This window comes from Sunxiuqinia dokdonensis, from assembly GCF_001270965.1.
Taxonomy (GTDB): Bacteria; Bacteroidota; Bacteroidia; order Bacteroidales; family Prolixibacteraceae; genus Sunxiuqinia; species Sunxiuqinia dokdonensis.
This window is the reverse complement of sequence record NZ_LGIA01000199.1, coordinates 1-25,007: the sequence shown is the minus strand read 5'-3', so window position 1 is coordinate 25,007 and position 25,007 is coordinate 1. Positions and strand designations below refer to the sequence as shown.

Annotated in this window: 37 protein-coding genes; 1 reads left to right on the top strand and 36 read right to left on the bottom strand. The window is 42.7% G+C overall.

Annotated features, from left to right (window positions below):
* Positions 1-136: 136 nt before the first annotated feature.
* The 3 genes from priA to ettA form a co-directional block, all read right to left on the bottom strand.
* Positions 137-2,656, bottom strand: coding sequence for a replication restart helicase PriA (gene priA / locus NC99_RS18795; RefSeq protein ID WP_239684486.1), 2,520 nt, complete (start codon positions 2,654-2,656; stop codon positions 137-139).
* 130 nt (positions 2,657-2,786) lie between these two features.
* Positions 2,787-3,953 (bottom strand): OmpA family protein, encoded by a 1,167-nt coding sequence (locus NC99_RS18790; RefSeq protein ID WP_053187534.1) that lies wholly within the window; start codon positions 3,951-3,953, stop codon positions 2,787-2,789.
* Between the two features lie 239 nt (positions 3,954-4,192).
* On the bottom strand, positions 4,193-5,878 hold the full coding sequence (gene ettA, locus NC99_RS18785) for an energy-dependent translational throttle protein EttA (protein ID WP_053187531.1): 1,686 nt from the start codon (positions 5,876-5,878) through the stop codon (positions 4,193-4,195).
* A gap of 141 nt (positions 5,879-6,019) precedes the next feature.
* Here ettA and NC99_RS18780 point away from each other — a divergent pair, with 141 nt between their 5' ends.
* Positions 6,020-6,385: a response regulator gene (locus NC99_RS18780; RefSeq protein ID WP_053187529.1), complete on the top strand. Its 366-nt coding sequence runs from the start codon at positions 6,020-6,022 to the stop codon at positions 6,383-6,385.
* Between the two features lie 89 nt (positions 6,386-6,474).
* Here the strand turns inward: NC99_RS18780 and rplQ are convergent, their stop codons facing one another.
* From rplQ to NC99_RS18620, 33 genes are all read right to left on the bottom strand, one after another.
* Complete coding sequence (rplQ, locus tag NC99_RS22740) at positions 6,475-7,077, bottom strand: 50S ribosomal protein L17 (protein WP_053187526.1); 603 nt, start codon at positions 7,075-7,077, stop codon at positions 6,475-6,477.
* A gap of 6 nt (positions 7,078-7,083) precedes the next feature.
* Positions 7,084-8,076 (bottom strand): DNA-directed RNA polymerase subunit alpha, encoded by a 993-nt coding sequence (locus NC99_RS18770; protein ID WP_053187522.1) that lies wholly within the window; start codon positions 8,074-8,076, stop codon positions 7,084-7,086.
* Between the two features lie 19 nt (positions 8,077-8,095).
* Positions 8,096-8,755: a 30S ribosomal protein S4 gene (gene rpsD / locus NC99_RS18765; protein WP_449451337.1), complete on the bottom strand. Its 660-nt coding sequence runs from the start codon at positions 8,753-8,755 to the stop codon at positions 8,096-8,098.
* Entirely contained in the window at positions 8,725-9,114 is a 390-nt protein-coding gene (gene rpsK / locus NC99_RS18760; protein WP_053187516.1) for a 30S ribosomal protein S11, read from the bottom strand. The genes rpsD and rpsK overlap by 31 nt, the downstream gene beginning before the upstream one ends.
* A gap of 11 nt (positions 9,115-9,125) precedes the next feature.
* Positions 9,126-9,503 carry a 30S ribosomal protein S13 gene (gene rpsM / locus NC99_RS18755; protein ID WP_053187512.1) on the bottom strand — a complete coding sequence of 126 codons (378 nt, stop codon included), beginning with the start codon at positions 9,501-9,503 and terminating at the stop codon, positions 9,126-9,128.
* 27 nt (positions 9,504-9,530) lie between these two features.
* Positions 9,531-9,647 (bottom strand): type B 50S ribosomal protein L36, encoded by a 117-nt coding sequence (gene ykgO / locus NC99_RS21715; protein ID WP_082326576.1) that lies wholly within the window; start codon positions 9,645-9,647, stop codon positions 9,531-9,533.
* Positions 9,648-9,658: 11 nt separating this feature from the next.
* Positions 9,659-9,880 carry a translation initiation factor IF-1 gene (gene infA / locus NC99_RS18750; RefSeq protein WP_053187509.1) on the bottom strand — a complete coding sequence of 74 codons (222 nt, stop codon included), beginning with the start codon at positions 9,878-9,880 and terminating at the stop codon, positions 9,659-9,661.
* Between the two features lie 46 nt (positions 9,881-9,926).
* On the bottom strand, positions 9,927-11,270 hold the full coding sequence (secY, locus tag NC99_RS18745; RefSeq protein ID WP_053187506.1) for a preprotein translocase subunit SecY: 1,344 nt from the start codon (positions 11,268-11,270) through the stop codon (positions 9,927-9,929).
* Between the two features lie 4 nt (positions 11,271-11,274).
* Positions 11,275-11,721 carry a 50S ribosomal protein L15 gene (gene rplO / locus NC99_RS18740; RefSeq protein ID WP_053187503.1) on the bottom strand — a complete coding sequence of 149 codons (447 nt, stop codon included), beginning with the start codon at positions 11,719-11,721 and terminating at the stop codon, positions 11,275-11,277.
* 20 nt (positions 11,722-11,741) lie between these two features.
* Complete coding sequence (gene rpmD / locus NC99_RS18735; protein ID WP_053187501.1) at positions 11,742-11,921, bottom strand: 50S ribosomal protein L30; 180 nt, start codon at positions 11,919-11,921, stop codon at positions 11,742-11,744.
* Positions 11,922-11,930: 9 nt separating this feature from the next.
* Positions 11,931-12,446 carry a 30S ribosomal protein S5 gene (gene rpsE, locus NC99_RS18730; protein WP_053187545.1) on the bottom strand — a complete coding sequence of 172 codons (516 nt, stop codon included), beginning with the start codon at positions 12,444-12,446 and terminating at the stop codon, positions 11,931-11,933.
* Positions 12,447-12,451: 5 nt separating this feature from the next.
* Positions 12,452-12,808 (bottom strand): 50S ribosomal protein L18, encoded by a 357-nt coding sequence (gene rplR, locus NC99_RS18725; RefSeq protein WP_053187497.1) that lies wholly within the window; start codon positions 12,806-12,808, stop codon positions 12,452-12,454.
* Between the two features lie 14 nt (positions 12,809-12,822).
* Positions 12,823-13,380 carry a 50S ribosomal protein L6 gene (gene rplF, locus NC99_RS18720; protein WP_053187494.1) on the bottom strand — a complete coding sequence of 186 codons (558 nt, stop codon included), beginning with the start codon at positions 13,378-13,380 and terminating at the stop codon, positions 12,823-12,825.
* A 15-nt stretch (positions 13,381-13,395) separates the two neighbouring features.
* The gene (gene rpsH, locus NC99_RS18715; RefSeq protein ID WP_316930811.1) at positions 13,396-13,794 is read right to left on the bottom strand and encodes a 30S ribosomal protein S8; all 399 of its coding nucleotides are present in this window, start codon (positions 13,792-13,794) and stop codon (positions 13,396-13,398) included.
* Positions 13,795-13,821: 27 nt separating this feature from the next.
* Positions 13,822-14,091 (bottom strand): 30S ribosomal protein S14, encoded by a 270-nt coding sequence (gene rpsN, locus NC99_RS18710; RefSeq protein ID WP_053187487.1) that lies wholly within the window; start codon positions 14,089-14,091, stop codon positions 13,822-13,824.
* A 3-nt stretch (positions 14,092-14,094) separates the two neighbouring features.
* Positions 14,095-14,652, bottom strand: coding sequence for a 50S ribosomal protein L5 (gene rplE, locus NC99_RS18705; protein WP_053187484.1), 558 nt, complete (start codon positions 14,650-14,652; stop codon positions 14,095-14,097).
* Positions 14,652-14,975 (bottom strand): 50S ribosomal protein L24, encoded by a 324-nt coding sequence (gene rplX / locus NC99_RS18700; RefSeq protein ID WP_053187540.1) that lies wholly within the window; start codon positions 14,973-14,975, stop codon positions 14,652-14,654. The genes rplE and rplX overlap by 1 nt, the downstream gene beginning before the upstream one ends.
* Positions 14,976-14,992: 17 nt before the next feature.
* Positions 14,993-15,358, bottom strand: a complete 366-nt coding sequence (rplN, locus tag NC99_RS18695) for a 50S ribosomal protein L14 (protein WP_053187481.1) — start codon at positions 15,356-15,358, stop codon at positions 14,993-14,995.
* 2 nt (positions 15,359-15,360) lie between these two features.
* The gene (rpsQ, locus tag NC99_RS18690) at positions 15,361-15,618 is read right to left on the bottom strand and encodes a 30S ribosomal protein S17 (protein WP_053187478.1); all 258 of its coding nucleotides are present in this window, start codon (positions 15,616-15,618) and stop codon (positions 15,361-15,363) included.
* A gap of 10 nt (positions 15,619-15,628) precedes the next feature.
* Positions 15,629-15,835, bottom strand: a complete 207-nt coding sequence (gene rpmC, locus NC99_RS18685) for a 50S ribosomal protein L29 (protein WP_239684484.1) — start codon at positions 15,833-15,835, stop codon at positions 15,629-15,631.
* The gene (gene rplP, locus NC99_RS18680) at positions 15,835-16,269 is read right to left on the bottom strand and encodes a 50S ribosomal protein L16 (RefSeq protein WP_053187471.1); all 435 of its coding nucleotides are present in this window, start codon (positions 16,267-16,269) and stop codon (positions 15,835-15,837) included. The genes rpmC and rplP overlap by 1 nt, the downstream gene beginning before the upstream one ends.
* A gap of 26 nt (positions 16,270-16,295) precedes the next feature.
* Positions 16,296-17,024 (bottom strand): 30S ribosomal protein S3, encoded by a 729-nt coding sequence (gene rpsC, locus NC99_RS18675; protein WP_053187468.1) that lies wholly within the window; start codon positions 17,022-17,024, stop codon positions 16,296-16,298.
* 10 nt (positions 17,025-17,034) lie between these two features.
* A complete protein-coding gene (gene rplV, locus NC99_RS18670; RefSeq protein ID WP_394330550.1) occupies positions 17,035-17,421 on the bottom strand; it encodes a 50S ribosomal protein L22 in 387 nt (128 codons plus the stop codon).
* Between the two features lie 64 nt (positions 17,422-17,485).
* Complete coding sequence (gene rpsS, locus NC99_RS18665) at positions 17,486-17,752, bottom strand: 30S ribosomal protein S19 (RefSeq protein WP_053187462.1); 267 nt, start codon at positions 17,750-17,752, stop codon at positions 17,486-17,488.
* A 15-nt stretch (positions 17,753-17,767) separates the two neighbouring features.
* Entirely contained in the window at positions 17,768-18,592 is an 825-nt protein-coding gene (gene rplB, locus NC99_RS18660) for a 50S ribosomal protein L2 (RefSeq protein ID WP_053187460.1), read from the bottom strand.
* A 9-nt stretch (positions 18,593-18,601) separates the two neighbouring features.
* Complete coding sequence (rplW, locus tag NC99_RS18655; RefSeq protein ID WP_053187455.1) at positions 18,602-18,892, bottom strand: 50S ribosomal protein L23; 291 nt, start codon at positions 18,890-18,892, stop codon at positions 18,602-18,604.
* 12 nt (positions 18,893-18,904) lie between these two features.
* On the bottom strand, positions 18,905-19,534 hold the full coding sequence (gene rplD / locus NC99_RS18650; protein ID WP_053187452.1) for a 50S ribosomal protein L4: 630 nt from the start codon (positions 19,532-19,534) through the stop codon (positions 18,905-18,907).
* A complete protein-coding gene (rplC, locus tag NC99_RS18645; RefSeq protein ID WP_053187449.1) occupies positions 19,534-20,151 on the bottom strand; it encodes a 50S ribosomal protein L3 in 618 nt (205 codons plus the stop codon). Before rplC ends, rplD begins: the two co-directional genes overlap by 1 nt.
* Before the next feature lie 22 nt (positions 20,152-20,173).
* Complete coding sequence (rpsJ, locus tag NC99_RS18640) at positions 20,174-20,479, bottom strand: 30S ribosomal protein S10 (protein WP_027472457.1); 306 nt, start codon at positions 20,477-20,479, stop codon at positions 20,174-20,176.
* Positions 20,480-20,499: 20 nt separating this feature from the next.
* Complete coding sequence (gene fusA, locus NC99_RS18635) at positions 20,500-22,611, bottom strand: elongation factor G (RefSeq protein WP_053187446.1); 2,112 nt, start codon at positions 22,609-22,611, stop codon at positions 20,500-20,502.
* Between the two features lie 47 nt (positions 22,612-22,658).
* Positions 22,659-23,135 carry a 30S ribosomal protein S7 gene (gene rpsG / locus NC99_RS18630; RefSeq protein ID WP_053187443.1) on the bottom strand — a complete coding sequence of 159 codons (477 nt, stop codon included), beginning with the start codon at positions 23,133-23,135 and terminating at the stop codon, positions 22,659-22,661.
* 120 nt (positions 23,136-23,255) lie between these two features.
* A complete protein-coding gene (gene rpsL / locus NC99_RS18625) occupies positions 23,256-23,630 on the bottom strand; it encodes a 30S ribosomal protein S12 (protein ID WP_053187441.1) in 375 nt (124 codons plus the stop codon).
* A gap of 196 nt (positions 23,631-23,826) precedes the next feature.
* A partial coding sequence (locus NC99_RS18620; RefSeq protein WP_053187438.1) for an HlyD family secretion protein occupies positions 23,827-25,007 on the bottom strand: 1,181 nt, incomplete at its 5' end.

Below are 25,007 nucleotides of genomic sequence, written 5' to 3'. Positions count from 1 at the left end.
CCTGATCCTGGAAAATCGATTAAAAACCCCATCAACCTTAACTTTCTCCACGCTGTTACTCATTTTTATGCCTACAAAAGTAGTAAAGGATTCTGGAACTTGAAACCTGAAATTTGGAATTTGGAATTTCAAAAGATTACATCGGATCAACGTCGGCATAAATAACCAGGCCGCCATTGTTTGGGAGTGACTTAACCTGATCTATCGCATCCATCAACATTCTTTTATTCTGATTCAAGACCTTACTTTTCTCAAGTTTTAGCCAAATTTCTTTTTGATACCAATTCTGAATTCGGCCAACAACCGGGTACTCCGGTCCAAGCACCTGATTTCGGAAATGCTTTCGCAATAAATCCGCCAGTTGGTTGGCTCCTAAATCGAGCCGGTCGCGATTTTTGTGTTTCACCACAAGCTTAATCAACCGAAAATAGGGAGGATAACGAAATAGCTTCCGCTCGTGCATTTGGCGGTTAAACAATTGGATAAAGTTGTTGTCAACCACCTCCTGGAGCACCTCGTGGTCGGCCTGTGAGCTTTGAATCACCACTTTTCCACGCTTACCTTTTCGCCCGGCCCGGCCACTTACCTGCGCCATCAACTGAAACGACCGCTCAAAGGACCGAAAGTCGGGGTAATTCAGCAACTGATCAGCATTCAAAATTCCCACCACCCGCACATGATCAAAATCCAATCCCTTGGTGACCATTTGCGTTCCCACCAAAATATCGATCTGGCGATTTTCGAATTTATAAATCATTTGCTCAAACGACCGTTTGGCGCGTGTAGTATCCAAGTCCATACGGGCAATGCTGGCTTCGGGAAAAAGCAGGCCCAGCTCCTCCTCGATTTGTTCGGTTCCGAAGCCTTTGGTTTGAATATCCTCGGAATGACACTCGCCGCAGTTAGCAGGCAGAGAAGAAGTATGTCCGCAATAATGGCACACCAAGCCCGATCTGAATTTATGATACGTCAAGCTCACATCGCAATTTTTGCACTTGGGAATCCAACCACAGGTTTTGCACTGCACATACGGTGCGAAGCCGCGCCGGTTTTGAAACAAAATAACTTGTTCGTTATTTTCAAGCGCCAGCTTCATTTCTTCAAACAGGCTGGGCGTGAGCAGTGATTTCATTTGCCTTTGGCGGGTTGCTTTCCGGATGTCGGCCACAACAATTTCCGGCATCTCAATTCCCTGAAAACGCTCATTCAGTTCAACCAATGCATACTTGTCCAGCTTGACATTATAGTAGCTTTCAAACGATGGTGTGGCCGTTCCGAGCAAAACCGGAGACTTATGAATCTGCCCCAGCACAATCGCCAAATCGCGGGCATTGTAGCGCGGGGCCGGATCAAACTGTTTATAACTGTTTTCATGCTCTTCATCCACAATTATCAATCCCAGCATTTTAAACGGAAGAAACACAGCCGACCTCGCTCCAACCACCACTTGGTAGGAGTCTTTCTTGTCGTGCAAAATATTGAACCAGATTTCGACCCTTTCGGCGTCATTGAACTTGGAATGGTAAATTCCGGCACGATCGCCAAAAGCTCTTTTTAAGCGGGTAATGAGTTGTGAAGTCAAACCAATTTCGGGGACCAAATACAGAACTTGTTTCCCCTCAGCCAACACTTCCTCAATCAGTTTAATGTATATCTCCGTCTTTCCACTGGAAGTGACACCATGCAACAAAACCGGCCGATTGGATCGAAACGCTTGCTTTAATTCCAGCAAGGTTTTCTCTTGAACCTCATTCAGCTCATACAGGTATTGGTCCGCCGAGTGATTCATCTCCAGCCGTCCTATTTCGACCGACTCATTTTCTAGTATCTTTTTATCAATCAAAGCTTTTAAAACGGCCTCCGACACGCCTGCCTGTTCGAGTAACTCCTTTTTCAGAAGGCTGGTTTTCGGCTCCTGATGAAAGATGGTGGCGCTTAAAAAATACGTCAATAATTCGGATTGCTTTCTGGCCTTTTTAAGGCTTTCCAGCGCCAGCTGTATCTCATCTGGAGACGATACTTCCTTGGCCAAACGAATCATCGAAACGGTCTTCGGCTTGTAGCTCTCCTTCAGCTTTTCTTCCATTAAAATGGCGTTCTTCTCCAGTAAAATCTTCAGGGTAGCATACGATGATTTCTTTCCCAAAAACTGGTTAATCTCCCGAATATTCGCCTGTCCTTTTCCCTGAAGCATCATTAGCAAAGCTGTCTCTTCGCCATTCAACTCTCCAGTGGTCTCGAAATTCGGGTTGACGCATATATTTGACTGGCTTTCCAGTTTCAGTGCCGAAGGCAAAGCAGCCTTGTACACTTCGCCCAAAGAGCAACAATAGTAGTTTGCCACCCATTCCCACGCAATGATCTGAGCATGATTTACAATCGGTTCCTGATCCAGAACAGCTTCGATTTCCTTCAATTCAAAATCCCCTTCGGGAGGTTGGTTATGCAAACGGAAAACCAAAGCCGAAAAAAACTTTCGCGCTCCAAACTGCACGACAACGCGGATTCCAACCTTCATATTCGGCTCGAAACCGGGAGCTACAAGGTAGGTGAACTTGTCGTGAAGTGGCAAGGGTAATATGACATCGGCAAACATTTGAACGGACATAATGCAAACATCGGAATTTTTATTCGTTCTGAAGAATGACTCCTTCATTTTACGCTGAATTTCAGTTATTGAATTGGGAGTCAATCCGAATACCAACAAAAAACCCCGGAGTCGAAACTCCGGGGCTTATATGATTATCAATTCTTATGATCGAATTTTTACTTCGAAAAAAGGAGACTTATCGAATACTGAAGGTAACTCTTCTTGCCAATTGACGTGCATTTGGTGAGCCTTCATCAACACTTGTATCTTCACCACGACCTTCTGTGTTCAGTCTTGATTTTTCGATACCAGCTTTCACCAGTACATCGGCTACCGCTTCTGCTCTTTTGGTTGAAAGGTTTTTGTTGTAGTCTTCTGGACCTTTTTCATCAGCGTAACCAACCAGGTTGACATTTACACCCGGATTTTTCTTCATGTACGTACGAAGAACATTGATCGCGTCAGTCGCTCCTTTATCAATTTTTGAGCTGTTAAAATCGAAGAAGATATTCACATAACCTTCATTGATCAGTTGCTCAATCACATCGATATCTTCTTTATTCATTCCATCGACCTTACTGTCAAGTTCATCAACTCTTGTATTCAGCTTATCATCACCTTCCTGTACTTTCTTGGCATCTTCAGCACGAGATTTCTGGATTTGCTCTTCCAATGCAGCAATCCGAGAATCCAACAGTGCCGCGTATTCATCACCACGAACATACCAGTCAGCATGGGTTTCGTTTTTTCCTAAGTAATAGGAGATTCCGACTGTCGTGTTAAACACCAATGGTTCGGCACCTTTACTGGCACGACCATCAAAAGTTTTGTTTTGTCTGGCATTATACCCAGTTGTACCATCAATATTCAGACTCACACGATCTGACAGTTTAACCATGCCAGTAAAACCCACCAAGGCTGTTCCAACTTTGTCGGCATCTGAAGTGTTGTCATAGTCCAACGTTCCTACTCCAAAACCGGCATGGGCCAACAAGTTAAAGGTCTGCGTCCAGGTTTCAAAATGAAGCAGACGTCCCAGACCAAATACACCTTGAAGGTTAAATTGATACTGCTTGGTAGTAAAATCCATCAGGCCATCTTTTTCCTGAAAATTATTATAACCAAAACCAGCTTTAATACCAACGAACTCATTAAACATGTATCGAGCACCCAGTTCTCCCACTAAAAAATCAGGAGTCGCAGTTCCATAACCTGGGGCCATGTTTCTGTAAGGCTTAGTAAGACCGATCCCGGCATCAATAGACCAGTGGTTGAATTCAGGTTCATCCGAATTGGCATTTTGTGAGTAACTAACACCAGAAACGAGAACCGCCAGTGCAATAAAAAGTAATTTTTTTCTCATAACTTAAATATTTATGTTTTGTTTGTTGTAATTAAAAACTTATCAATTATCGGACCATAAACCATGAAAAAAACCAAAATTCATAAAGAATCGTCCAATCAATTTCCTGCAAAGTTAATAACCATAACAATGGTTTCTTGCAAATATATGGTTTCGAGTGGACGTTGACAACAGTAAAATTACTTATTTTCTATTTTTGCTAAATTTTGAATGATTTCATTTACAGCCACTACCTGAACCTATTTTACCAATTTCTTATATTTGATTCGCGTTGGCTCTTCATCTCCCAGCCGATTTCTCTTGTTCTCTTCGTATTCTGAATAGCTGCCTTCGAAATAATAAACGCGCGATTCGCCCTCAAAGGCCAGAATATGTGTTGCAATACGATCGAGAAACCAACGGTCGTGTGAAATAACAACCGCACAGCCTGCAAAGTTCTCCAAACCTTCCTCTAAAGCGCGAAGTGTATTTACGTCAATGTCGTTAGTCGGCTCATCAAGCAGCAAAACATTGCCTTCTTCTTTCAGGGCCATGGCCAAATGTAGCCGATTCCGCTCACCGCCCGATAAAATGCCGCACTTTTTCTCCTGATCGGCCCCTGAAAAATTAAATCGTGAAACATAGGCGCGTGCATTGACTTGCCGGTTGCCCAGCGGCATCAAATCAGTTCCGCCGGAAATGACCTGGTAAACTGTTTTATTTGGATCGATAGCCGCATGCGATTGATCAACATAGGCTATTTTTACCGTCTCACCAACTTCAAAGGTTCCCCGATCCGGTTCAAGCTGCTTCATAATCAACTTAAACAAAGTCGTTTTGCCTGCTCCATTGGGACCAATTACGCCGACAATACCGTTAGGAGGCAAAACAAACTCAAGGTTTTCAAATAGCAGACGCTCACCGAATTCTTTTGCAACGCCATGTGCTTCAATCACCTTTTCACCCAATCGAGGCCCATTGGGAATGAAGATCTCCAGCTTTTCCTCCTTTTGCTTTGAGTCTTCATTCAACAGCTGGTCGTAAGCATTCAAACGTGCTTTGGCTTTGGCATGACGGGCCTTGGGGGCCATCCGGATCCAATCCAATTCGCGCTGCAAAGTCTTCTGCCTTTTTGATTGTTGCTTTTCCTCTTGAGCCAATCTTTTCGATTTTTGCTCCAACCATGAAGAATAGTTTCCTTTCCACGGTATTCCTTCTCCCCGATCCAGCTCCAGAATCCATCCGGCAACGTTGTCCAAAAAGTAACGGTCGTGGGTAATGCAGATGACGGTTCCTTTGTATTGTTGCAAGTGCATTTCAAGCCACTGAACTGATTCAGCATCCAAATGGTTGGTTGGCTCGTCCAAAAGCAAAACATCAGGCTCTTTCAACAACAGACGGCACAAAGCCACCCGACGCTGCTCTCCACCTGAAAGCTCGCTCACCAGCTGGTCGCCGGGCGGACATCGCAAGGCATCCATTGCCCGTTCGAGTTTTGAATCCAAATTCCAGGCGTCAAAGCGATCAATTTTTTCCTGAAGCTTTGCCTGTTCCGCAATTAGAGCATCCATTTTATCGGGATCGTCGAGCACTTCAGGCTCCGCAAATTTTAAATTGACTTCTTCATAAGCTTTCAGCACATCAACTACTTCCTGTGCCCCTTCTTCAACGATTTCTTTAACCGTTTTTGAGCCATCAAGATGGGGTTCCTGCTCCAAATAACCAACCGTATATCCCGGCGAAAAAACAACTTCACCTTGGTACGATTTTTCAAGCCCGGCAATGATCTTCAGCAAAGTAGACTTTCCTGATCCGTTCAGACCAATGATGCCGATCTTCGCTCCAAGGAAAAACGAGAGCGAAATATCTTTCAGAACTTGCTTTTGGGGAGGAAAGGTCTTACTCACCCGATACATTGAAAAAATTATCTTTTTATCGTCTGCCATTTTATTTAAGTTTCATTTAACGAAAGTTGAATCCATTGAATCAGCTACCGTAAGCCGATTTCGAGTTAGCAAAAGTAACGGAAATTCAAGACATATATCGCTAACTTTATCCGTGTATTTAATCGTTAAAAATATAAAGATTTGAAAATTCTAGTTGTAGATGATAATCCGATCAATCTCAAGTTCCTATTCTATTCGTTAAGGAATGATTACGAAATTGAGATGGCCAGCGGGGGTGCCGAAGCTTTGAGATTGACAAAAGGAACGAAATACGATCTTATCCTGATGGATCTGTGGATGCCACTGATTGATGGGGCTGAAACAACAAGACAAATACGGTCGCTGGATAGCAACATTAACAATAGCACGCCCATTATCTTTTGCACCACCAGCAGTGACGACACCGACAGGAAAAGATGTTTGACATTTGGCGCCAACGACTATTTGGTCAAGCCCATACAAGTCAATCTACTAAAAGAGAAATTAGAACATTACCTGGCCTATTAGAAGCCAGGGCTATTTGCATTCGTGAAAAAAAAAGAGCTGACCGCAAGGCCAGCTCTTTCTTATTTTATATCACCTTGTGATTGCCGATACTACTCAGCTTTCTTTTCTTCTTCGTCAGCCTCCGGCGCGTCTGCAGCAGGCTCTTCAGCTTTCACCTCCGGCGCAGCAGCTTCCTCTTTCTTTGGCTCTTCTGCCACTTCTTCGACTTTGCTTTCTTCCACTACTTTTTCTGCCTTTTCAGAAGCAGGAGCTGCCACAGTATCTTTCGATTTTGAACCACCGCGACGTGAACGACGTTTCTTCGGCTTATCTTCTTTAGCCGACAGCAAGCTTTCGTTGTAGTCAACCAATTCGATAATACACATGTCGGCATTGTCACCTAAGCGATTCCCTGTTTTCAAAATACGGGTATATCCGCCCGGACGCTCGCCCACTTTTTCTGCAACATCTCTGAAAAGTTCGGCCACTGCAGTTTTGCTTTTCAGCATACTGAAAACAATACGGCGTGAATGTGTGGTATCGTTTTTCGCTTTTGTAATAAGCGGTTCAACATACATCTTCAGTGCTTTAGCCTTTGCTACCGTTGTGGTAATCCGCTTATGAAAAATCAGTGAATTTGCCATATTTGACAGCATCGCTTTCCGATGAGCACTCTTCCTTCCAAGATGGTTGAATTTTTTATTATGTCTCATTTCTGCTTATTCCTTGTCAAGTTTATACTTACTTATATCCATTCCGAATGTCAGATTCATGCCATTCAACAGGTCATCCAACTCGGTCAACGACTTCTTACCGAAGTTTCTAAACTTCAGCAAGTCATTGCGATTGTAGGTAACCAGTTCACCTAAAGTTTCTACATCGGCGGCTTTCAAACAGTTCAAGGCACGAACGGACAGGTCCATATCAACCAATTTTGTTTTCAGCAACTGACGCATGTGCAATACTTCTTCATCAAATTCTTCGTTTGCAAATTTCTCATCCGAGTCGATGGTAATTTTCTCATCGGAGAAGAGCATGAAGTGATAAATCAGAATTTTGGCGGCTTCTTTCAAAGCATCTTTTGGGTGAATTGAGCCATCGGTGCTGATATCGAGAACCAACTTTTCATAGTCGGTTTTCTGCTCAACCCGAAAGTTTTCAACGGCATACTTCACATTTTTTATTGGTGTGAAGATTGAGTCAATCGGAATTATACCAAACTCAGCATCTGCAGGCTTATTTTCAGCGCTGGGAACGTAACCGCGCCCTTTGTTGATTGTTAATTCCACCTGCAATTTCACATCAGCTTCCATCCGGCAAATGACTAATTCGGGATTAAGCACCCGGAATCCGGTCATAAACTTGTTGATGTCGCCAGCAGTAAATTTGTTCTGACCACTAATTGAAATAGAAACTTTTTCACTGTCAAAATCTTCAACTTCCTGTTTAAAACGAACTTGCTTCAGATTCAGAATGATTTCGGTAACATCTTCCATCACGCCTTTAATGGTTGCAAATTCATGGTCAACGCCGTCGATTTTGAGCGTTGTAATTGCATAACCTTCCAAGGATGATAACAGGATCCGACGAAGAGCATTACCGATTGTGATACCATAACCGGGCTCCAATGGACGAAATTCGAATTTACCGAATTTCTCATCAGACTCGACCATTATTACTTTGTCAGGTTTTTGGAACGCTAATATTGCCATAATAATACTGAGTAATTTATTATTTAGAATACAACTCTACAATCAGTTGTTCTTTGATATTTTCGGGAATTTCTTCCCGTTCAGGGCGATTTAAAAACTTACCGCTCATCTGAGCACCATCCCATTCCAGCCAGGCGTATTTGTTGTAGCGATGTGAATTCAAGGCATCAGCAATTACTTCCAATGATTTTGATTTTTCACGCACGCCAACGATGTCGCCGGGACGCAAATGGTATGAAGGAATATTCACGATTTCACCATTCACGGTGATGTGTTTATGGGTAACCAATTGCCGTGCACCAGCTCTCGAAGCAGCTAATCCAAGACGGAAAACAACGTTATCCAATCTGGCTTCCAGCAACTGAAGCAATACCTCGCCGGTAATACCTTTGGCTGCTGATGCTTTTTTAAACAGGTTTGAGAATTGTTTCTCCAATACACCGTAAGTATATTTCGCCTTTTGTTTTTCCATTAACTGAACACCGTATTCAGATTTCTTACGTCTGCGGCCAGTTTGCCCATGCATACCTGGTGGGTAGTTCTTTTTTTCAAGTACTTTGTCAGGTCCGAAAATTGGTTCACCAAATTTTCGTGCAATCTTTGTTTTGGGTCCTCTATATCTTGCCATTACTTTTCCGTTAAAAAATATTAAACACGTCTTCTTTTTGATGGGCGGCAACCATTGTGTGGCAATGGTGTCACATCAACGATTTCACTCACTTGAATGCCCACACTGTTAATAGCTCGAATAGCAGATTCGCGACCGTTTCCGGGGCCTTTCACAAATACTTTCACTTTTCTGAGTCCTAGATCATATGCAGTTTTTGCACATTCTTCAGAGGCTACCTGAGCAGCATAAGGTGTATTTTTTTTCGATCCTCTAAACCCTTTTTTACCTGCCGATGACCATGAGATCACTTCTCCGTTGTTATTGGTCAGGGAGATAATAATGTTATTGAATGAGGAATGAATATGCGCTTGACCAATAGCTTCAACAATAACAACTCTTTTTTTACTGGAACTTGTCTTTTTTGCCATAATTCTACTAATTATTTAGTGGCTTTTTTCTTATTCGCTACAGTTTTCTTTCTTCCTTTACGTGTACGGGCATTGTTTTTTGTACTTTGTCCGCGAACAGGAAGTCCAATACGGTGGCGGATACCACGATAACAACCGATATCCATCAGTCGCTTAATATTCAACTGGTTTTCAGACCGAAGTTCTCCTTCAACCTTGAAGCTTTCGTTAATGGTATTCCGGATAGCAGTGAATTGATCATCTGTCCAATCCTGTACTTTCAGGTTTGCATCAACGCCAGCCGCAGCAAGGACTTTATTTGCACGACTACGGCCAATTCCATAGACGTAGGTCAGTGCAACTTCTCCTCTTTTATTATTAGGAATATCAACTCCAACAATACGAGCCATAAATAAATTTTTTACAAAGTTAATTAATTATCCCTGACGCTGTTTGAACTTTGGATTCTTTTTGTTGATCACGTACAAACGGCCTTTTCTGCGTACAATTTTGCACTCGGCACTGCGCTTTTTTATGGATGTTCTTACTTTCATTATTTCGTACTTTAATTTTTATATCTAAAAGTAATCCTTCCTTTGGTTAAGTCGTAGGGAGACATTTCCACTTTGACTTTATCTCCTGGAAGAATTTTGATATAATGCATACGCATTTTACCAGAGATATGTGCAGTTATCACGTGCCCGTTTTCAAGTTCAACCCTGAACATGGCATTTGATAATGCTTCAATGATTGTTCCGTCTTGTTCTATTGAAGGCTGTTTTGCCATAAAAAATTTGAATTTTAAATTCTTCTTGCTTGCTTTCGTTCTCTCTTTACATCATTGAACCTGCTCCGCCGGTACGCCCTTTTATGCGGCCCGATTTCATCAGTCCATCATAGTGACGCATCAACAAATGACTTTCAATTTGCTGTAAGGTATCTAAAACAACGCCTACCAAAATCAACAACGATGTTCCGCCATAAAAGTAGGCGAACTGGGTGTTAATTCCGGCAATCATTGCAAAAGCAGGCAATATCGTTACAATTCCCAGAAAAATAGATCCGGGTAAAGTAATACGCGACATCACTGTATCCAAGAACTCAACGGTCCGTTTCCCGGGTTTAACGCCAGGAATGAACCCACCATTCTTCTTCATATCTTCGGCCATTTGCACTGGGTTAATTGTAATTGCCGTATAAAAATACGTAAACAATATCACCAGTACAAACTGAGTGAAGTTATACCAAAATCCGGTATGATCGGCAAATGCAGCCGCAAAACCGCTCACACTTTCGGAACTGGTAAACCCGACCAGACTAATTGGAACGAACATGATTGCCTGTGCGAAGATAATTGGCATAACTCCGGCGGCATTCACTTTCAACGGGATGTACTGACGAACTCCTCCGTATTGTTTGTTGCCCACGATTCGTTTGGCGTATTGCACCGGAATCCGGCGGGTACCTTGTACCAGCAGGATGGTCAGCATAAACACAACGAACAGCACAACAAACTCAATGAGGAACATGACCATACCGCCACCTTGTTGTTCGAGCCGCGAAATAAACTCGGCAAAAACAGCGAAGGGTAGGTTGGCAATAATACCGATCATGATAATCAGCGAAATCCCGTTTCCTATTCCTTTATCGGTAATACGTTCTCCCAACCACATCACAAACATGGAGCCGGCAGTCAGAATGATGGTCGATGTTACAGTGAACATCGCACCGCGCACTGCAAATGCCGAATCCGGTAATTGAAACGTTAAGTTGGCGAGATACGCCGGTGCCTGAAAAATCAAAATCACAACAGTCAGATAACGAGTTATCTGGTTGATTTTTCGTCTTCCTGATTCACCTTCTTTTTGTAAGCGTTGGAAATATGGGACGGCTATTCCCATCAACTGAATTACAATCGAAGCTGAGATGTAAGGCATAATCCCTAAAGCGAAAATAGATGCGTTTGAGAATGCTCCCCCTGAAAACATGTCCAGTAACCCCAGCAACCCATCTGAAGTTTGGTTTTTCAATTCGCCCAGCTGTGCCGGGTCAATACCAGGTAATGCAACAAACGATCCTAATCGGTATATTAAAAGAAAGAATAATGTAATTCCCAAACGAGACCTCAAGTCTTCTATCTTATAAATATTCTTTAGGGTTTCGATAAATTTTTTCATCAGGTTAGAGTGTTTCTATGGTTCCTTCTAGTTTTTCGATGGCTGCTTTGGCTGATTTGGAAAAAGCATGTGCTTTCACTTCCAATTTCAACTTCAACTCGCCATTTCCTAAAATCTTTATGCGGTCGTTTTTATCAGCCAGACCGGCATCAATGAATGTTTGCACATCAACAGCAGAAAGGTTTTTTTCTTCTGCCAGTTTTTGCAAGGCATCCAGGTTGATGGCTTTATATTCTACCCTGTTTATATTTTTAAATCCGAATTTGGGTACCGCGCGTTGCAAAGGCAATTGACCACCTTCGAAACCTCTGGTACGGCTATATCCTGATCTTGACTGAGCTCCTTTATGACCTCTGGTAGATGTACCACCACGTCCGGAACCTTGGCCACGACCAATACGCTTGTCTTTTTTTACGGATCCTGCTGCAGGTTTAAGATTACTTAAATCCATAATTTTTAGCTTAAACTATTTTAAATTTCTTCAACTTTCACCAAATGGCTCACTTTGCTAACCATTCCCAAAATTTGAGGAGTAGCTTCTTTTTCAACAAAGTGATTCAACTTTTTAATTCCAAGTGCTTCAATGGTTGCTTTTTGCACTTTGTTGGAACCAATTTTGCTTTTTACTTGTGTGATTCTAATCTTAGCCATAGTTCCTCCTTATCCTTTAAATACTTTTTCTAAAGAAACACCACGGTGTTCGGCAACGGTGTGTGCATCGCGCAGTTCGAGCAGTGCATTAAATGTTGCTTTCACCAAATTGTGGGGGTTCGACGATCCTTTTGATTTTGCAAGGATATCGTGTACACCAACACTTTCAAGCACGGCGCGCATCGCCCCCCCGGCTTTTACTCCGGTACCTGATGTTGCTGGCTTCAGAAAAACGCGGGCTCCACCAAATTTGGAGATTTGTTCGTGTGGGATTGTTCCTTTATGAACTGGAATTTTGACTAAATTTTTCTTCGCAGCATCAATTCCCTTTGCAATTGCGGTAGTGACTTCACTGGCTTTACCCAGTCCCCATCCAACAATTCCGTCTTCGTTTCCGACAACAACGATTGCTGAAAAGCTGAAAGTTCTACCCCCCTTGGTTACCTTGGTCACGCGGTTAATTGCAACCAATCGGTCCTTAAGTTCAATGTCAGTTGTTTTGACTTTCTTAATACTTCCTGCCATAATCATTAAAATTTAAGGCCACCTTCACGGGCAGCTTCAGCTAATTGTTTTACTCTACCGTGATACAAATATCCGTTACGATCGAACACAACATTTTCGATACCGGCTGCTTTTGCTTTTTCAGCTAATGCTTTTCCAACTAATGCGGCCTGCTCTGTTTTGTTGCCTTCTTTTTCGCTGATTTCTTTATTCAATGAAGAGACTGCAAGCAAAGTTGTGCCGTCCATATCGTTTACTAATTGGGCGTAGATTTGCTTGTTACTTCTGTAGACGCTCAAACGAGGTCTTTCTGAAGTACCGGAAACGACTTTCCGGATTCTCTTTTTGATTCTATATCTTCTTTGTTGTTTCGTTAAAGCCATGGTTTCAAATTTTACTATTTAGCAGAGGCTGATTTACCAGCTTTACGTCTTAATTCTTCACCGACAAACTTCACACCTTTTCCTTTGTATGGTTCAGGTGCTCTGAATGAGCGTATTTTTGCAGCTACTTGGCCGACCAACTGTTTGTCGCAACTTTTTAAAGTTACGATCGGGTTGTTTCTTTTGTCGGTTACAGCTTCAACCTTTACTTCATCAGGAAGATTGAGGTACGTGTGGTGAGAGTGTCCCAGCACAAGGTCCAATAATTGTCCCTGGCTTTCGGCACGATAGCCCACACCTACAAGTTCCAACTTAATTTCGTAGCCTTCGTTTACGCCAACTACCATGTTATTGATCAATGAACGGTAAAGTCCATGCAAAGCACGGTGTCTTTTTTGTTCGGTTGGACGTTTAACAACAACTTGGTTGTCTTCAACGGCTATCTCAATTTCCGGGTCTACCTTTTGCGAAAGTTCGCCGAGTTTTCCTTTAACGTTGACCACGTTTTCGCTGGTCACATTAATGGTAACTCCGGCTGGTATTTCGATTGGCAATTTACCTATCCTTGACATTACTCCTCCTCCTTATTAATAAACGTAACATATAACTTCACCACCAACTTTCATATCACGTGCTTCCTTGTCAGAAATCACGCCTTTTGAGGTGGATATAATGGCAACTCCCAGGCCATTCAATACGCGAGGAATATTTTCGCTATCGCAGTACTGACGCAAACCAGGTTTACTGATCCGCTTGATTGATTTGATGGCTGGCTGCTTGGTTTCAGGATGATATTTCAGGGCAATTTTAATATTTCCCTGATAGTTTACTTCATCTTCAAACTTGTAGTTCAAAATGTACCCTTTATCTTTTAAGATTTTGGTAATTTCCTTTTTAATATTTGATGCAGGAATATCGACAACGCGGTGTTTTGCAGCCTGTGCATTGCGCACACGTGTCAAATAGTCTGCTATCGGGTCTGTGATTTTACTCATTACTTTTGTAATTAAATTTTACCAACTTGCTTTTTTCACACCCGGAATTAAGCCTTCTGAGGCCATTTCGCGGAAGTTAATCCTGCTAATTCCGAACTGGCGCATGTAGCCTTTGGGGCGTCCGGTTAATTTACAGCGGTTGTGCATGCGTACCTTCGAAGAGTTCTTGGGTAGTTTTTGCAAACCTTCGTAATCACCTTCTGCCTTGAGCTGGGCCCTTTTCTCGGCGTATTTTTCAACAAGTTTTGCCCTTTTTACTTCGCGGGCTTTCATTGATTCTTTAGCCATAACTTAGTTCTTTTTTACGTTTTTAAAAGGTAAACCTAACTCTTTCAACAAGGCAAAACCTTCTTCATCCGTGTCAGCAGAGGTTACAAAAGTAATGTTCATACCGTTAATACGGTTAACCTTGTCAATGTTGATCTCAGGAAAAATAATTTGTTCAGGAATTCCAAGGGTATAGTTACCTTGTCCGTCCATTTTACTCTCAATTCCTCTAAAGTCACGAATACGTGGCAGTGAGATATTGATTAGCCTTTCAAGAAATTCATACATTCTTTCTTTTCTCAGTGTCACACGTACACCGATCGGCATTTTTTTCCGTAGCTTAAAGTTGGAGATGTCCTTCTTCGATTTGGTTTGGACTGCTTTTTGACCGGCAATCATTGTCATTTCCTCTGTGGCAACTTCAATGATTTTTTTATCGGCGATAGCAGCTCCAACTCCTTGGTTCAGAACAATTTTCTCCAATTTCGGAACCTGCATAACAGATTTATAGTCGAATTCCTTGGTTAACGCAGGAATGACTTCTTCCGAATATTTCTTCTTAAGTGTTGGTGTATAAGCCATTACTTAATCTCCTCTCCAGATTTTTTAGAATAACGTACTAGTTTACCATTGCTTCCGAGCTTACGACCGATGCGTGTTTTTCCTCCGTTTTTCGGATCGACATGCATGAGGTTCGACAGGTGGATTGGTGCTTCCTTTTCAACGATACCTCCTTGCGGGTTTTCCGCATTTGGTTTGGTATGTTTTTTTACCATATTAACACCCTCCACAATTGCTCTGGTTTTTTCCCGAATGACTTCGAGTACTTTTCCTTGCTGGCCTTTATAGTTACCGGCAATAACAACAACGGTGTCACCTTTTTTAATGTGTAATTTTGTCTGCATTTTGTTTAATTTATGCATTAAAGCACTTCAGGTGCAAGCGAAATAATTTTCATGTTTTTATCACGAAGTTCCCTTGCAACAGGGCCAAAAATACGGGTTCCGCGCATTTCTCCAGTATTGTTCAATAAAACGACTGCATTGTCATCGAAACGGATGTAAGATCCATCCTGACGACGTACTTCCTTTTTAGTGCGAACAACAATGGCTTTGGACACAGTTCCTTTTTTCATATCACTACCAGCGACTGAACTTTTCACAGTTACAACCACTTTATCGCCAATTGATGCGTACCGTTTTTTTGTACCGCCTAAAACGCGAATACAAAGAACTTCTCTGGCACCACTATTATCGGCAACTGCACATCTTGATTCCTGTTGTATCATGATTACTTAGCTCTTTCAATAATTTCAACTAATCTCCAGCGCTTGCTTTTACTTAAAGGTCGTGTTTCCATGATCTTTACCGTATCACCAACGCTGCAAGTGTTTGTTTCGTCATGGGCGTAAAGCTTGGTTGTCTTATTCACGAACTTTCCGTAAATAGGGTGTTTTTCTTTTCGCTTCACTGCTACGACAATACTTTTCTCCATACTGTCGCTAACAACAACACCGATACGCTCTTTTCTCAGATTTCTTGCTTCCATTGACTACAAATTAATTCTGATTTTGATTCAATTCCCTCTGACGTTTAATGGTCTGAAGGCGTGCAATGTTCTTGCGGGCTTCCTTGATTTTCATCGGGTTATCCAGCGGAGAAACTGCATGATTCATATTAAGACGTGCCAAGGTTTCTTTTTCCAGCTGAATTCTTTCCTGGATTTCCTTGTCTGTTAATTCTTTAATTTCAGATGCTTTCATCATTAATCTTCTTTAACGGATTCAACATAGTCACGTCTAACAATAAACTTCGTAGTTACCGGTAGCTTTTGAGCGGCCAAACGCAAGGCTTCTTTTGCCATTTCGAATGGAACGCCATCGGCTTCGATTAAAATACGACCCGGGGTTACCGGAGCTACGAATGCTTCAGGAGCACCTTTACCTTTACCCATCCTTACTTCGGCTGGCTTTTTGGTAATCGGTTTATCTGGGAAAATACGGATCCAAATTTGACCCTGGCGTTGCATGTGACGGGTTACCGCAACCCTGGCCGCTTCAATTTGGCGACCGGTAAGCCATGAACTTTGCAACGATTTTATACCAAAAGATCCGAATGCCAGTTCTGTACCCCGCTGGGCATTTCCTTTCATTCTTCCTTTTTGTACTCTTCTAAATTTTGTCTTTTTCGGCTGTAACATCCTTTTTCAATTAAAAGGTTTTCGAATTATTTTCTTCTCTTTTTGAAACCGCCACTTCTTCCGCCGCCGCGGGGACCGCCAGGAGCACCTTGTGTGTTCTTCTGTCCCAGGTTTGGAGAAAGGTCGCGTTTTCCGTAGACTTCGCCTTTACAAATCCAAACTTTAACACCGATTAAACCGGTTTTTGTTAAAGCTTCGGCTAAAGCGTAATCAATATCAGCTCTCAGCGTGTGCAAAGGAGTACGACCGTCTTTATACATTTCAGAGCGCGCCATTTCAGCACCGTTCAAACGACCGGATACCATAATTTTGATTCCTTGCGCACCCATTCTCATGGTAGAGGCTATGGCCATTTTGGTGGCACGCCGGTAAGCAATTTTACCTTCAATCTGGCGTGCAACGTTGTTGGCCACGATACGGGCATCGAGTTCAGGTCTTTTAATCTCGAAGATATTGATCTGAACTTCTTTGTTGGTGATCTTTTTCAACTCCTCTTTCAATTTGTCGACTTCCTGACCACCTTTGCCAATAATAATACCGGGTCTTGAGGTGTGAACGGTAATGGTAATCAGCTTCAGGGTTCTTTCGATAATGATCCTGGAAACACTTGCTTTGGCCAAACGGGCGTTCAAGTATTCACGGATCTTGGTATCTTCAACCAGCTTATCACCATAGTCGTTGCCACCGAACCAGTTGGAATCCCATCCTCGGATGATTCCTAAACGATTACTGATTGGATTAACTTTCTGTCCCATGTATTACTATTTATTCGTTATCAGTTTCTACATTCTTACTATCAACACAAAGTGTAACGTGGTTCGAACGTTTGCGGATCCGGTGTGCGCGTCCTTGCGGAGCGGGCCGCAGACGCTTCAGAATGCGTCCTGAATCAACCGCGATTGTTTTCACGTACAAATTGCTTTCTTCCAAACGAGTTCCCTCGTTTTTTGCCTGCCAGTTTGCAATGGCCGACATCAACAGTTTCTCAACTTTGCGTGAAGCTTCTTTTGACGAAAACTTCAAAACATCCAACGCCCGGTTTACTTCCATTCCGCGAACCATGTCGGCTACAAGCCTCATTTTTCGTGGCGAAGTAGGGCAGTCTTTTAATACTGCAAAGTATTGTGTTTTGCGAGCTTCTTTAAGCTCCATTGCTCGATTTCTTTTTCTAGCACCCATCGTAATTTCTTTTAAAAGTTAATGAGAATCTCATGCCTTAGCGTTTGTTTCCGGCATGTCCCCTAAAAGTTCTTGTAGGTGCAAATTCGCCAAGCTTATGGCCTACCATGTTTTCGGTTACATAAACCGGAATGAATTTATTCCCGTTATGAACTGCGATGGTGTGCCCTACAAAGTCGGGAGAGATTACTGATGCTCTGGCCCAAGTCTTAATGACTGACTTTTTTCCTGCTTCATTCATTGCGTCAACTTTTTTCTCAAGCTTATAGGCAATGAATGGGCCTTTTTTTAGTGAACGACTCATATCCTACTCCTTTAATTATTTCTTGCGTTTTTCTACAATGTACTTATTGGAAGCTTTCTTCTTAGACCGGGTTTTGTAACCTTTTGCTAACAAGCCTTTGCGTGAACGGGGATGTCCTCCTGAAGAACGGCCTTCACCACCACCCATTGGGTGATCAACCGGGTTCATCACGACACCACGTACGCGTGGTCTTCTTCCTAACCAACGTGAACGACCTGCTTTTCCAGATCTTTCCAGGTTGTGTTCTGTGTTTCCAACAGTTCCAACTGTAGCTTTGCAAGTAACGAGTACCATTCGGGATTCCCCTGAAGGTAATTTTACAATTGCATACTTTCCTTCTCTTGAGGTCAACTGCGCATATGTTCCTGCGCTACGCACCATAACGCCACCTTGTCCAGGTTGAAGCTCAATGTTGTGTACAATCGTACCCAGAGGAATTTCTTTAAGTGGAATTGAGTTTCCTATTTCAGGTGCGACACCGGTACCGCTTAATACGGTCTGTCCAACTTGCAATCCGTTGGGAGACAATATATACCGTTTTTCACCATCGGCGTATACCAACAGTGCAATACGGGCTGTGCGGTTTGGGTCGTACTGAATAGACTCTACACGTGCAGGGATACCGTCTTTCTCGCGTTTAAAATCGATCGCACGGTATCTCTTCTTGTGCCCTCCACCTATATACCTCATTGTCATGCGTCCCTGGCTGTTACGGCCACCGGACTTCTGCATGGGCTTCAACAATGATTTCTCAGGCGTTGATGCAGTAATGGTATCAAACGCGCCAATAATTTTGTGCCTTTGACCCGGAGTAACTGGTTTTAATTTTCTTACTGCCATTTCCTATAATTAAATATTACTGTAAAAATCAATTGTATCTCCTTCTACCAATGTAATTACCGCTTTTTTATAAGCTGAAGTTTTTCCTTTAATCACCCCTGCTTTGGTATAACGGCTTTTGTTTTTGCCACCATAAATCATGGTATTCACGGAAGCAACATTTACATTGTACAGTTCTTCAACTGCTTTTTTAATTTCCTGTCTGCCCGCATCTTTGCGAACTACGAATCCATAACGGTTGAACTTTTCGCCCTGTTCCGTCATCTTTTCTGTCACTATGGGTTTTATCAAAATATCCATTATTATTCCCCCTTAAATCTTAAACTGTTCTTCGATTTTACCTAGCGAACTTTCGAAAAAGATCACCTTAGCCGCGTTCATTATCTGATAAGTACTTAACTCAGAAGCAGTTACGACAGAAACACCGTCTAAATTTCTGGAGGACAAATATATATTTTTATTTTCGTCCGGTAAAACGAAAAGAGACTTTTTATTGGTAATTTTCAGATTGTTACTAACTGCTACCATCTCCTTTGTTTTTGGAACTTCAAAGTTGAAGTCCTCCAAAACCAAAATATCGCTTGCTTTGGCTTTGTAACTCAATGCAGATTTACGTGCCAAGGCTTTTACTTTCTTGTTCAATTTGAAGCCATAGTTTCTTGGACGCGGTCCAAAAACACGACCACCACCACGGAATAGCGGTGATTTAATGCTACCGGCACGGGCAGTACCCGTTCCCTTTTGCTTTTTGATTTTCTTGGTGCTTCCGGCAATTTCGCCACGCTCGGTTGCAGAGTGCGTTCCTTGACGTTTGTTGGCCAAGTACTGTTTTACATCAAGATAAATCGCATGGTCGTTTGGCTCGATACCGAAGATCTGGTCTTCTAAACCAACCACTCTTCCGGTTTCTTTTCCTGTTTTATCTAATACTTGTACTTCCATTACTGATTAATTATTACAAATGATCCTTTTGCGCCAGGAATTGATCCTTTAACAACTAATAGGTTACTTTCAGGAATGACTTTCAAAACCTTCAGGTCTTCAATTGTCTTTTGCGCCCCGCCGGTACGACCAGCCATGCGCATTCCTTTAAATACTCTGGAAGGGTAAGATGATGCGCCAAGCGAACCAGGAGCTCTCAGACGGTTGTGCTGTCCGTGTGTGGCATCGCCAACACCGCGGAAGTTGTAACGCTTAACAACACCCTGAAAACCTTTACCTTTGGTAATGCCGGTTATATCAACCCAACTACCTTCTTCGATTACATCAACAGTAATGGTATCACCAAGTTTGTAATCTTTTTCGAAGTCTTGAAACTCGACAACTTTACGCTTTGGGTCTGTTCCAGCTTTCTGGAAGTGACCGAACTCAGCTTTGGTGGTGTTTTTCTCCTTCTTGTCACCAAACGCAAGCTGAAATGCGTTGTAGCCATCGGTTTCAGCCGTTTTCACTTGTGTTACGACACAAGGTCCGGCTTCAATCACAGTGCATGGAATATTTTTTCCCTCAACACTGAATACGGATGTCATTCCGATTTTTTTACCGATTAATCCTGCCATTTTTTTCTTTTTTTACAGGTTATCAAACTTTAATTTCTACTTCAACGCCACTTGGCAATTCAAGCTTCATAAGGGCGTCGATAGTTTTTGCTGTTGAGCTGTAGATGTCGATCAAACGTTTGTAAGAAGACAACTGAAATTGCTCGCGTGATTTTTTGTTCACGAAAGTTGAACGCAACACTGTGAAAACCCGTTTGTGTGTTGGAAGTGGAATGGGTCCGCTTACAACTGCTCCGGTTGTTTTTACAGTCTTTACGATCTTTTCAGCCGACTTGTCAACTAAGTTGTGATCGTACGACTTCAGCTTAATTCTGATCTTTTGACTCATGATGAGATTAACTAATTATTTTATAATAATTCAACTTTTCCTTGCATTTCCTCAAGTACTTTCACAGCCAATTGTTTTGGCACTTCTTCGTAGTGCGAAAACTCCATGGATGAAGTTGCACGGCCGGAAGAAAGTGTTCTCAATACGGTCACGTAACCAAAGATTTCAGAAAGTGGAACGGTGGCCTTAATTACCCGTGCTCCAGCTTTTTCGTGCATCCCGGCTACTTGTCCGCGTCGACGGTTCAAGTCACCAATAATATCACCCATATACTCTTCAGGAGTCACAATCTCAGCTTTCATGATAGGCTCCAGTAATTTTGGGCCTGCTTTTGAAGCTGCGCTTTTGAACGCCTGACGGGCACAGATTTCAAACGACAATTGGTCAGAGTCAACGGCATGGAATGAACCATCCAACAACTCCACCTGCAAACTGTCCAGCTGGAATCCGGCCAACGGACCATTCAGCATGGCTGTTTGAAAACCTTTTTGTACAGAAGGAATGAATTCTTTTGGAATGCGTCCTCCTTTTACACTGTCGATAAAAGTCAAACCTTCTTTGCCTTCTTCGGCTGGGCCAACTTTAACAATGATGTCGGCAAATTTACCACGACCACCAGACTGCTTTTTGAATACTTCGCGCAACTCAACCTCCTGGCTAATGGCCTCTTTGTAAGCAACTTGTGGTTTTCCCTGGTTACATTCAACCTTAAATTCACGCTTCAAACGGTCGATGATAATTTCAAGGTGAAGCTCACCCATTCCACGGATAACCGTTTGTCCTGATTCTTCGTCAGTATTTACTTTGAATGTAGGATCTTCTTCGGCCAGTTTAGCCAATCCCATTCCAAGTTTATCTAAGTCTTTCTGCGTTTTTGGTTCAACAGCAATACCAATTACCGGTTCCGGGAAATCCATACTCTCGAGTGTAATTGGGTCTTTCTCTGAACACAAGGTATCTCCTGTACGAATATCTTTGAAACCAACCGCAGCACAAATATCGCCCGCCTCAATTACATCTTTCGGGTTTTGCTTGTTCGAGTGCATTTGGTACAGACGTGAAATCCGCTCCTTTTTACCGGTTCTTGTATTGAAAACGGTAGAACCAGCATCAATTTTCCCCGAGTAAACACGGATAAAACACAAGCGTCCAACATACGGGTCGGTTGCAATTTTAAAGGCCAAAGCAGCCAAAGGCTCTTCATCATCAGCGTGACGGATCACTTCCTTGCCGTTTTCGGGATTGATACCAACCAAATCGCCTTTATCAAGCGGACTAGGCAAGAACTCAACAACAGCATCAAGCAAACGCTGAACACCTTTGTTTTTGAAAGCTGATCCGCACATCATCGGAACAATGATTTGTTTCAAAGTTCCCTGGCGAATTACTGAAAGTAACTCCTCGCCAGTGATTGATTCCGGATCGTCGAAATAACGTTCCATCAGTGCGTCATCCAGTTCAGCGACTGACTCAACCATTTTTTCGCGGTATTCCAATGCTTGCTCCATCATATCGGCTGGAATGTCTTCCAATCGATAATCTGTTCCCAGCGTGGCATCATCAAACCAACGAATGGCCTTCATTTCGATCAAGTCAATTACGCCTTCGAATTTCTCTTCGGCACCAATTGGAATTTGAATTGGAACGGGATTAGCTCCCAATTTTTCGCGAACTTCGCTAACTACGTTAAAGAAATCGGCACCTGAACGGTCCATTTTGTTTACGAACCCAATTCGGGGAACACCGTATTTTTCAGCCTGGCGCCACACCGTTTCCGACTGCGCTTCAACACCACTTACCGCGCAAAACAAAGCAACGGCACCATCCAAAATACGCAATGAACGCTCTACCTCCACAGTAAAGTCAACGTGTCCCGGAGTATCAATGATGTTAATTTTATAATCTTTTTCAGCATGTTTCCAGAAAGTAGTGGTTGCAGCCGAAGTAATGGTAATACCCCGTTCCTGCTCCTGCTCCATCCAGTCCATTGTGGCAGCACCGTCGTGTACCTCCCCGATTCGGTGCGTAATTCCGGTGTAATACAGAATCCGCTCCGAGGTAGTGGTTTTACCGGCATCGATGTGAGCCATGATGCCGATGTTTCTTGTATATCTTAAATCTTTTGTTGCCATGTTAATAAACCAATATTCTAATCCTGATTAAATGAAATAAGCCAATCCTAAAATCTGAAGTGTGCGAATGCACGGTTTGCTTCAGCCATCCGGTGCGTATCTTCTTTCCGTTTGAAGGCGCCACCTTCATTGTTGTACGCAGCCTGAATTTCAGCAGCCAACTTGTCTGCCATAGACTTACCGGAACGTTTGCGAGCAAATAGGATTAAGTTTTTGATAGAAACTGCCACTTTTCTTTCGGGACGAATTTCCATGGGAACCTGGAAGGTAGCACCACCTACGCGGCGGCTTTTTACTTCTACTGCCGGAGTAATATTCTCCAAGGCTTTTTTCCAGATGTCGAGGGAAGAGAGCTCATCGTTTTTCATACGCGAATCAACGATATCGAGCGCATCATAGAAAATTTGATATGCAACCGTCTTTTTTCCGTGTTGCATCATGTCGTTTACAAATCTTGTAACAAGAACGTCATTAAATTTAGGATCGGGTAAAACGATCCTCTTCTTTGGTTTCGATTTCCTCATCGTATTTCTTCTTTAGTGTTATTTGAATTGGTTGTCAAATCGATTTGGAGCTTCAGTTCTCCCGATCATGTTCGGGATCATTTACTCAACCAAACCACTATAAGCGGTCAATTCACAAATTTATTTTTTCGGTCTTTTCGTACCGTATTTAGAACGTCTCTGTGTGCGTCCTTCTACACCTGCGGTATCCAATGCACCGCGCACCAAGTGGTAACGAACACCAGGTAAGTCTTTTACCCTACCGCCGCGCACCAATACGATGGAGTGCTCTTGCAGGTTATGGCCTTCACCCGGAATGTAGGCATTCACTTCTTTTTGGTTGGTCAACCTCACCCTGGCTACCTTACGCATGGCCGAGTTTGGTTTTTTTGGTGTTGTCGTGTAAACACGAACACAAACACCTCGTTTTTGAGGACAAGCATCCAAAGCACGAGACTTACTTTTCTCTACTTGTGCGGTGCGTCCTTTTCTTACTAATTGTTGAATCGTTGGCATACAACTATTTAATTAATCATTAATATTTTTGCAAAATGGACTGCAAAGGTATTGAAAATTCAATAAAATCAATGCGTTCCCTGTGCGTTTTTGACAGAATCCTCCAAAAACGGCAGGCAAAAGTACTAATTTTCAGAAAATAACAATGGTTTTCCCTACTGTTTTTTCTTTTTTTTCAGATAATTAAACAAAGGCTCTAATTTGCTCCGGTTACCTTTTCCTTCAAAATTGATTTGATAGGGTTGAAGAAACGCTGAATCAGGCGAAGGTCTTCGGTGACAATCTCAGCATCGCCTTTCATTTCCTGGCTAAAATTGAGTGGAATATCGTAGTTTGTTTTCAAATTTTGGGGAAGATCAACTTCTGCAATATAGTTATCGTTTGATGGCACCAGCGAAATAGACTTGACCGATCCGCGCACCATGCCATACTCCATGTAAGGGAAATTGTCGAAGCGAATATTGACGACCTGCCCCGGCTTGACCTTTCCGGCACCACGCAGCGGCAGCGTGACCCGACCAATAATTTTACTTTCCGTTTCGGGAACGACCGTAAAAACAATATCACCGCTCTTTACCTGCTGATTCTTACTCCAGAAATTGGTAAATGTCACCTTTCCGTCAATCGGAGTTTCCAGCACAAAGGCCTGGTTCCAATATTCCAGCCGGCTTTTCAACACATTCAGTGCTTCAATCAACTGCGACTGCAACTGTCGCTTTTGGTCCTCAAATTCCTTCTCCGTCCCTATAATTTCCTGCTGCAGCTGAATGATCTCCTTTTGTGTTACTGCCAGGTTGGTTCGCGCCCCGTTAAATGCGTATTTCTTCTGAAGCAAGGTTGATTCCGATGCCTTGTAATCTACCAACGAAAGCACCTCACGCACATACAAGCCCGAGTCGCGCTTAAACTGCTCGTATGCGATCTGATACTCATTTTCCAGAATCTGGCGTTGGGTCCACAGGCGGTCGTAGTAAATTTTTTGCATGTGCTCCTGTTCGCGCAACGAAGCAATCTTTTGTGGATAGAAGTTCAACCGGATAAAACTGATGTAATTATTATATAAGCGCAAAAAGGAAGAAAAGTCGGCTTGGATATCACCCAATCTGTAGTCAGGCTTTAACTGCTTAAAATAAATGGTATCGAAGGTGATGAAAAAACCCTCCAGCGATTCCAGCTCCCCTTCAAGTTTGATAACATCTTCGTAGTTGGCTGCATTCTCCAAAATGGCGATCAGCTGATCTTTAACCACCGTATCGTTGTCCTGCACAAATAAATGATCGATTTTGCCGGTATTGCGGGCTACCATGTGTGCCGGCGGATTCTCCGAAAGCACCACAATGCGCGCCCTGATAATATCGGGATAATGAAAAATCCAGG

Excerpts from the sequence above, each read along its gene's own strand:
- priA (WP_239684486.1), bottom strand. The coding sequence starts at position 2,656 with ATGAAGGAGTCATTCTTCAGAACGAATAAAAATTCCGATGTTTGCATT.
- NC99_RS18790 (WP_053187534.1), bottom strand. The coding sequence starts at position 3,953 with ATGAGAAAAAAATTACTTTTTATTGCACTGGCGGTTCTCGTTTCTGGT.
- ettA (WP_053187531.1), bottom strand. The coding sequence starts at position 5,878 with ATGGCAGACGATAAAAAGATAATTTTTTCAATGTATCGGGTGAGTAAG.
- rplQ (WP_053187526.1), bottom strand. The coding sequence starts at position 7,077 with ATGAGACATAATAAAAAATTCAACCATCTTGGAAGGAAGAGTGCTCAT.
- NC99_RS18770 (WP_053187522.1), bottom strand. The coding sequence starts at position 8,076 with ATGGCAATATTAGCGTTCCAAAAACCTGACAAAGTAATAATGGTCGAG.
- rpsK (WP_053187516.1), bottom strand. The coding sequence starts at position 9,114 with ATGGCAAAAAAGACAAGTTCCAGTAAAAAAAGAGTTGTTATTGTTGAA.
- rpsM (WP_053187512.1), bottom strand. The coding sequence starts at position 9,503 with ATGGCTCGTATTGTTGGAGTTGATATTCCTAATAATAAAAGAGGAGAA.
- ykgO (WP_082326576.1), bottom strand. The coding sequence starts at position 9,647 with ATGAAAGTAAGAACATCCATAAAAAAGCGCAGTGCCGAGTGCAAAATT.
- infA (WP_053187509.1), bottom strand. The coding sequence starts at position 9,880 with ATGGCAAAACAGCCTTCAATAGAACAAGACGGAACAATCATTGAAGCA.
- secY (WP_053187506.1), bottom strand. The coding sequence starts at position 11,270 with ATGAAAAAATTTATCGAAACCCTAAAGAATATTTATAAGATAGAAGAC.
- rplO (WP_053187503.1), bottom strand. The coding sequence starts at position 11,721 with ATGGATTTAAGTAATCTTAAACCTGCAGCAGGATCCGTAAAAAAAGAC.
- rpmD (WP_053187501.1), bottom strand. The coding sequence starts at position 11,921 with ATGGCTAAGATTAGAATCACACAAGTAAAAAGCAAAATTGGTTCCAAC.
- rpsE (WP_053187545.1), bottom strand. The coding sequence starts at position 12,446 with ATGGCAGGAAGTATTAAGAAAGTCAAAACAACTGACATTGAACTTAAG.
- rplR (WP_053187497.1), bottom strand. The coding sequence starts at position 12,808 with ATGGCTTTAACGAAACAACAAAGAAGATATAGAATCAAAAAGAGAATC.
- rplF (WP_053187494.1), bottom strand. The coding sequence starts at position 13,380 with ATGTCAAGGATAGGTAAATTGCCAATCGAAATACCAGCCGGAGTTACC.
- rpsN (WP_053187487.1), bottom strand. The coding sequence starts at position 14,091 with ATGGCTAAAGAATCAATGAAAGCCCGCGAAGTAAAAAGGGCAAAACTT.
- rplE (WP_053187484.1), bottom strand. The coding sequence starts at position 14,652 with ATGGCTTATACACCAACACTTAAGAAGAAATATTCGGAAGAAGTCATT.
- rplX (WP_053187540.1), bottom strand. The coding sequence starts at position 14,975 with ATGCAGACAAAATTACACATTAAAAAAGGTGACACCGTTGTTGTTATT.
- rplN (WP_053187481.1), bottom strand. The coding sequence starts at position 15,358 with ATGATACAACAGGAATCAAGATGTGCAGTTGCCGATAATAGTGGTGCC.
- rpsQ (WP_053187478.1), bottom strand. The coding sequence starts at position 15,618 with ATGGAAGCAAGAAATCTGAGAAAAGAGCGTATCGGTGTTGTTGTTAGC.
- rpmC (WP_239684484.1), bottom strand. The coding sequence starts at position 15,835 with ATGATGAAAGCATCTGAAATTAAAGAATTAACAGACAAGGAAATCCAG.
- rplP (WP_053187471.1), bottom strand. The coding sequence starts at position 16,269 with ATGTTACAGCCGAAAAAGACAAAATTTAGAAGAGTACAAAAAGGAAGA.
- rpsC (WP_053187468.1), bottom strand. The coding sequence starts at position 17,024 with ATGGGACAGAAAGTTAATCCAATCAGTAATCGTTTAGGAATCATCCGA.
- rplV (WP_394330550.1), bottom strand. The coding sequence starts at position 17,421 with ATGGAGCTTAAAGAAGCTCGCAAAACACAATACTTTGCAGTATTAAAA.
- rpsS (WP_053187462.1), bottom strand. The coding sequence starts at position 17,752 with ATGAGTCGTTCACTAAAAAAAGGCCCATTCATTGCCTATAAGCTTGAG.
- rplB (WP_053187460.1), bottom strand. The coding sequence starts at position 18,592 with ATGGCAGTAAGAAAATTAAAACCAGTTACTCCGGGTCAAAGGCACAAA.
- rplW (WP_053187455.1), bottom strand. The coding sequence starts at position 18,892 with ATGGATATTTTGATAAAACCCATAGTGACAGAAAAGATGACGGAACAG.
- rplD (WP_053187452.1), bottom strand. The coding sequence starts at position 19,534 with ATGGAAGTACAAGTATTAGATAAAACAGGAAAAGAAACCGGAAGAGTG.
- rplC (WP_053187449.1), bottom strand. The coding sequence starts at position 20,151 with ATGGCAGGATTAATCGGTAAAAAAATCGGAATGACATCCGTATTCAGT.
- rpsJ (WP_027472457.1), bottom strand. The coding sequence starts at position 20,479 with ATGAGTCAAAAGATCAGAATTAAGCTGAAGTCGTACGATCACAACTTA.
- fusA (WP_053187446.1), bottom strand. The coding sequence starts at position 22,611 with ATGGCAACAAAAGATTTAAGATATACAAGAAACATCGGCATCATGGCT.
- rpsG (WP_053187443.1), bottom strand. The coding sequence starts at position 23,135 with ATGAGGAAATCGAAACCAAAGAAGAGGATCGTTTTACCCGATCCTAAA.
- rpsL (WP_053187441.1), bottom strand. The coding sequence starts at position 23,630 with ATGCCAACGATTCAACAATTAGTAAGAAAAGGACGCACCGCACAAGTA.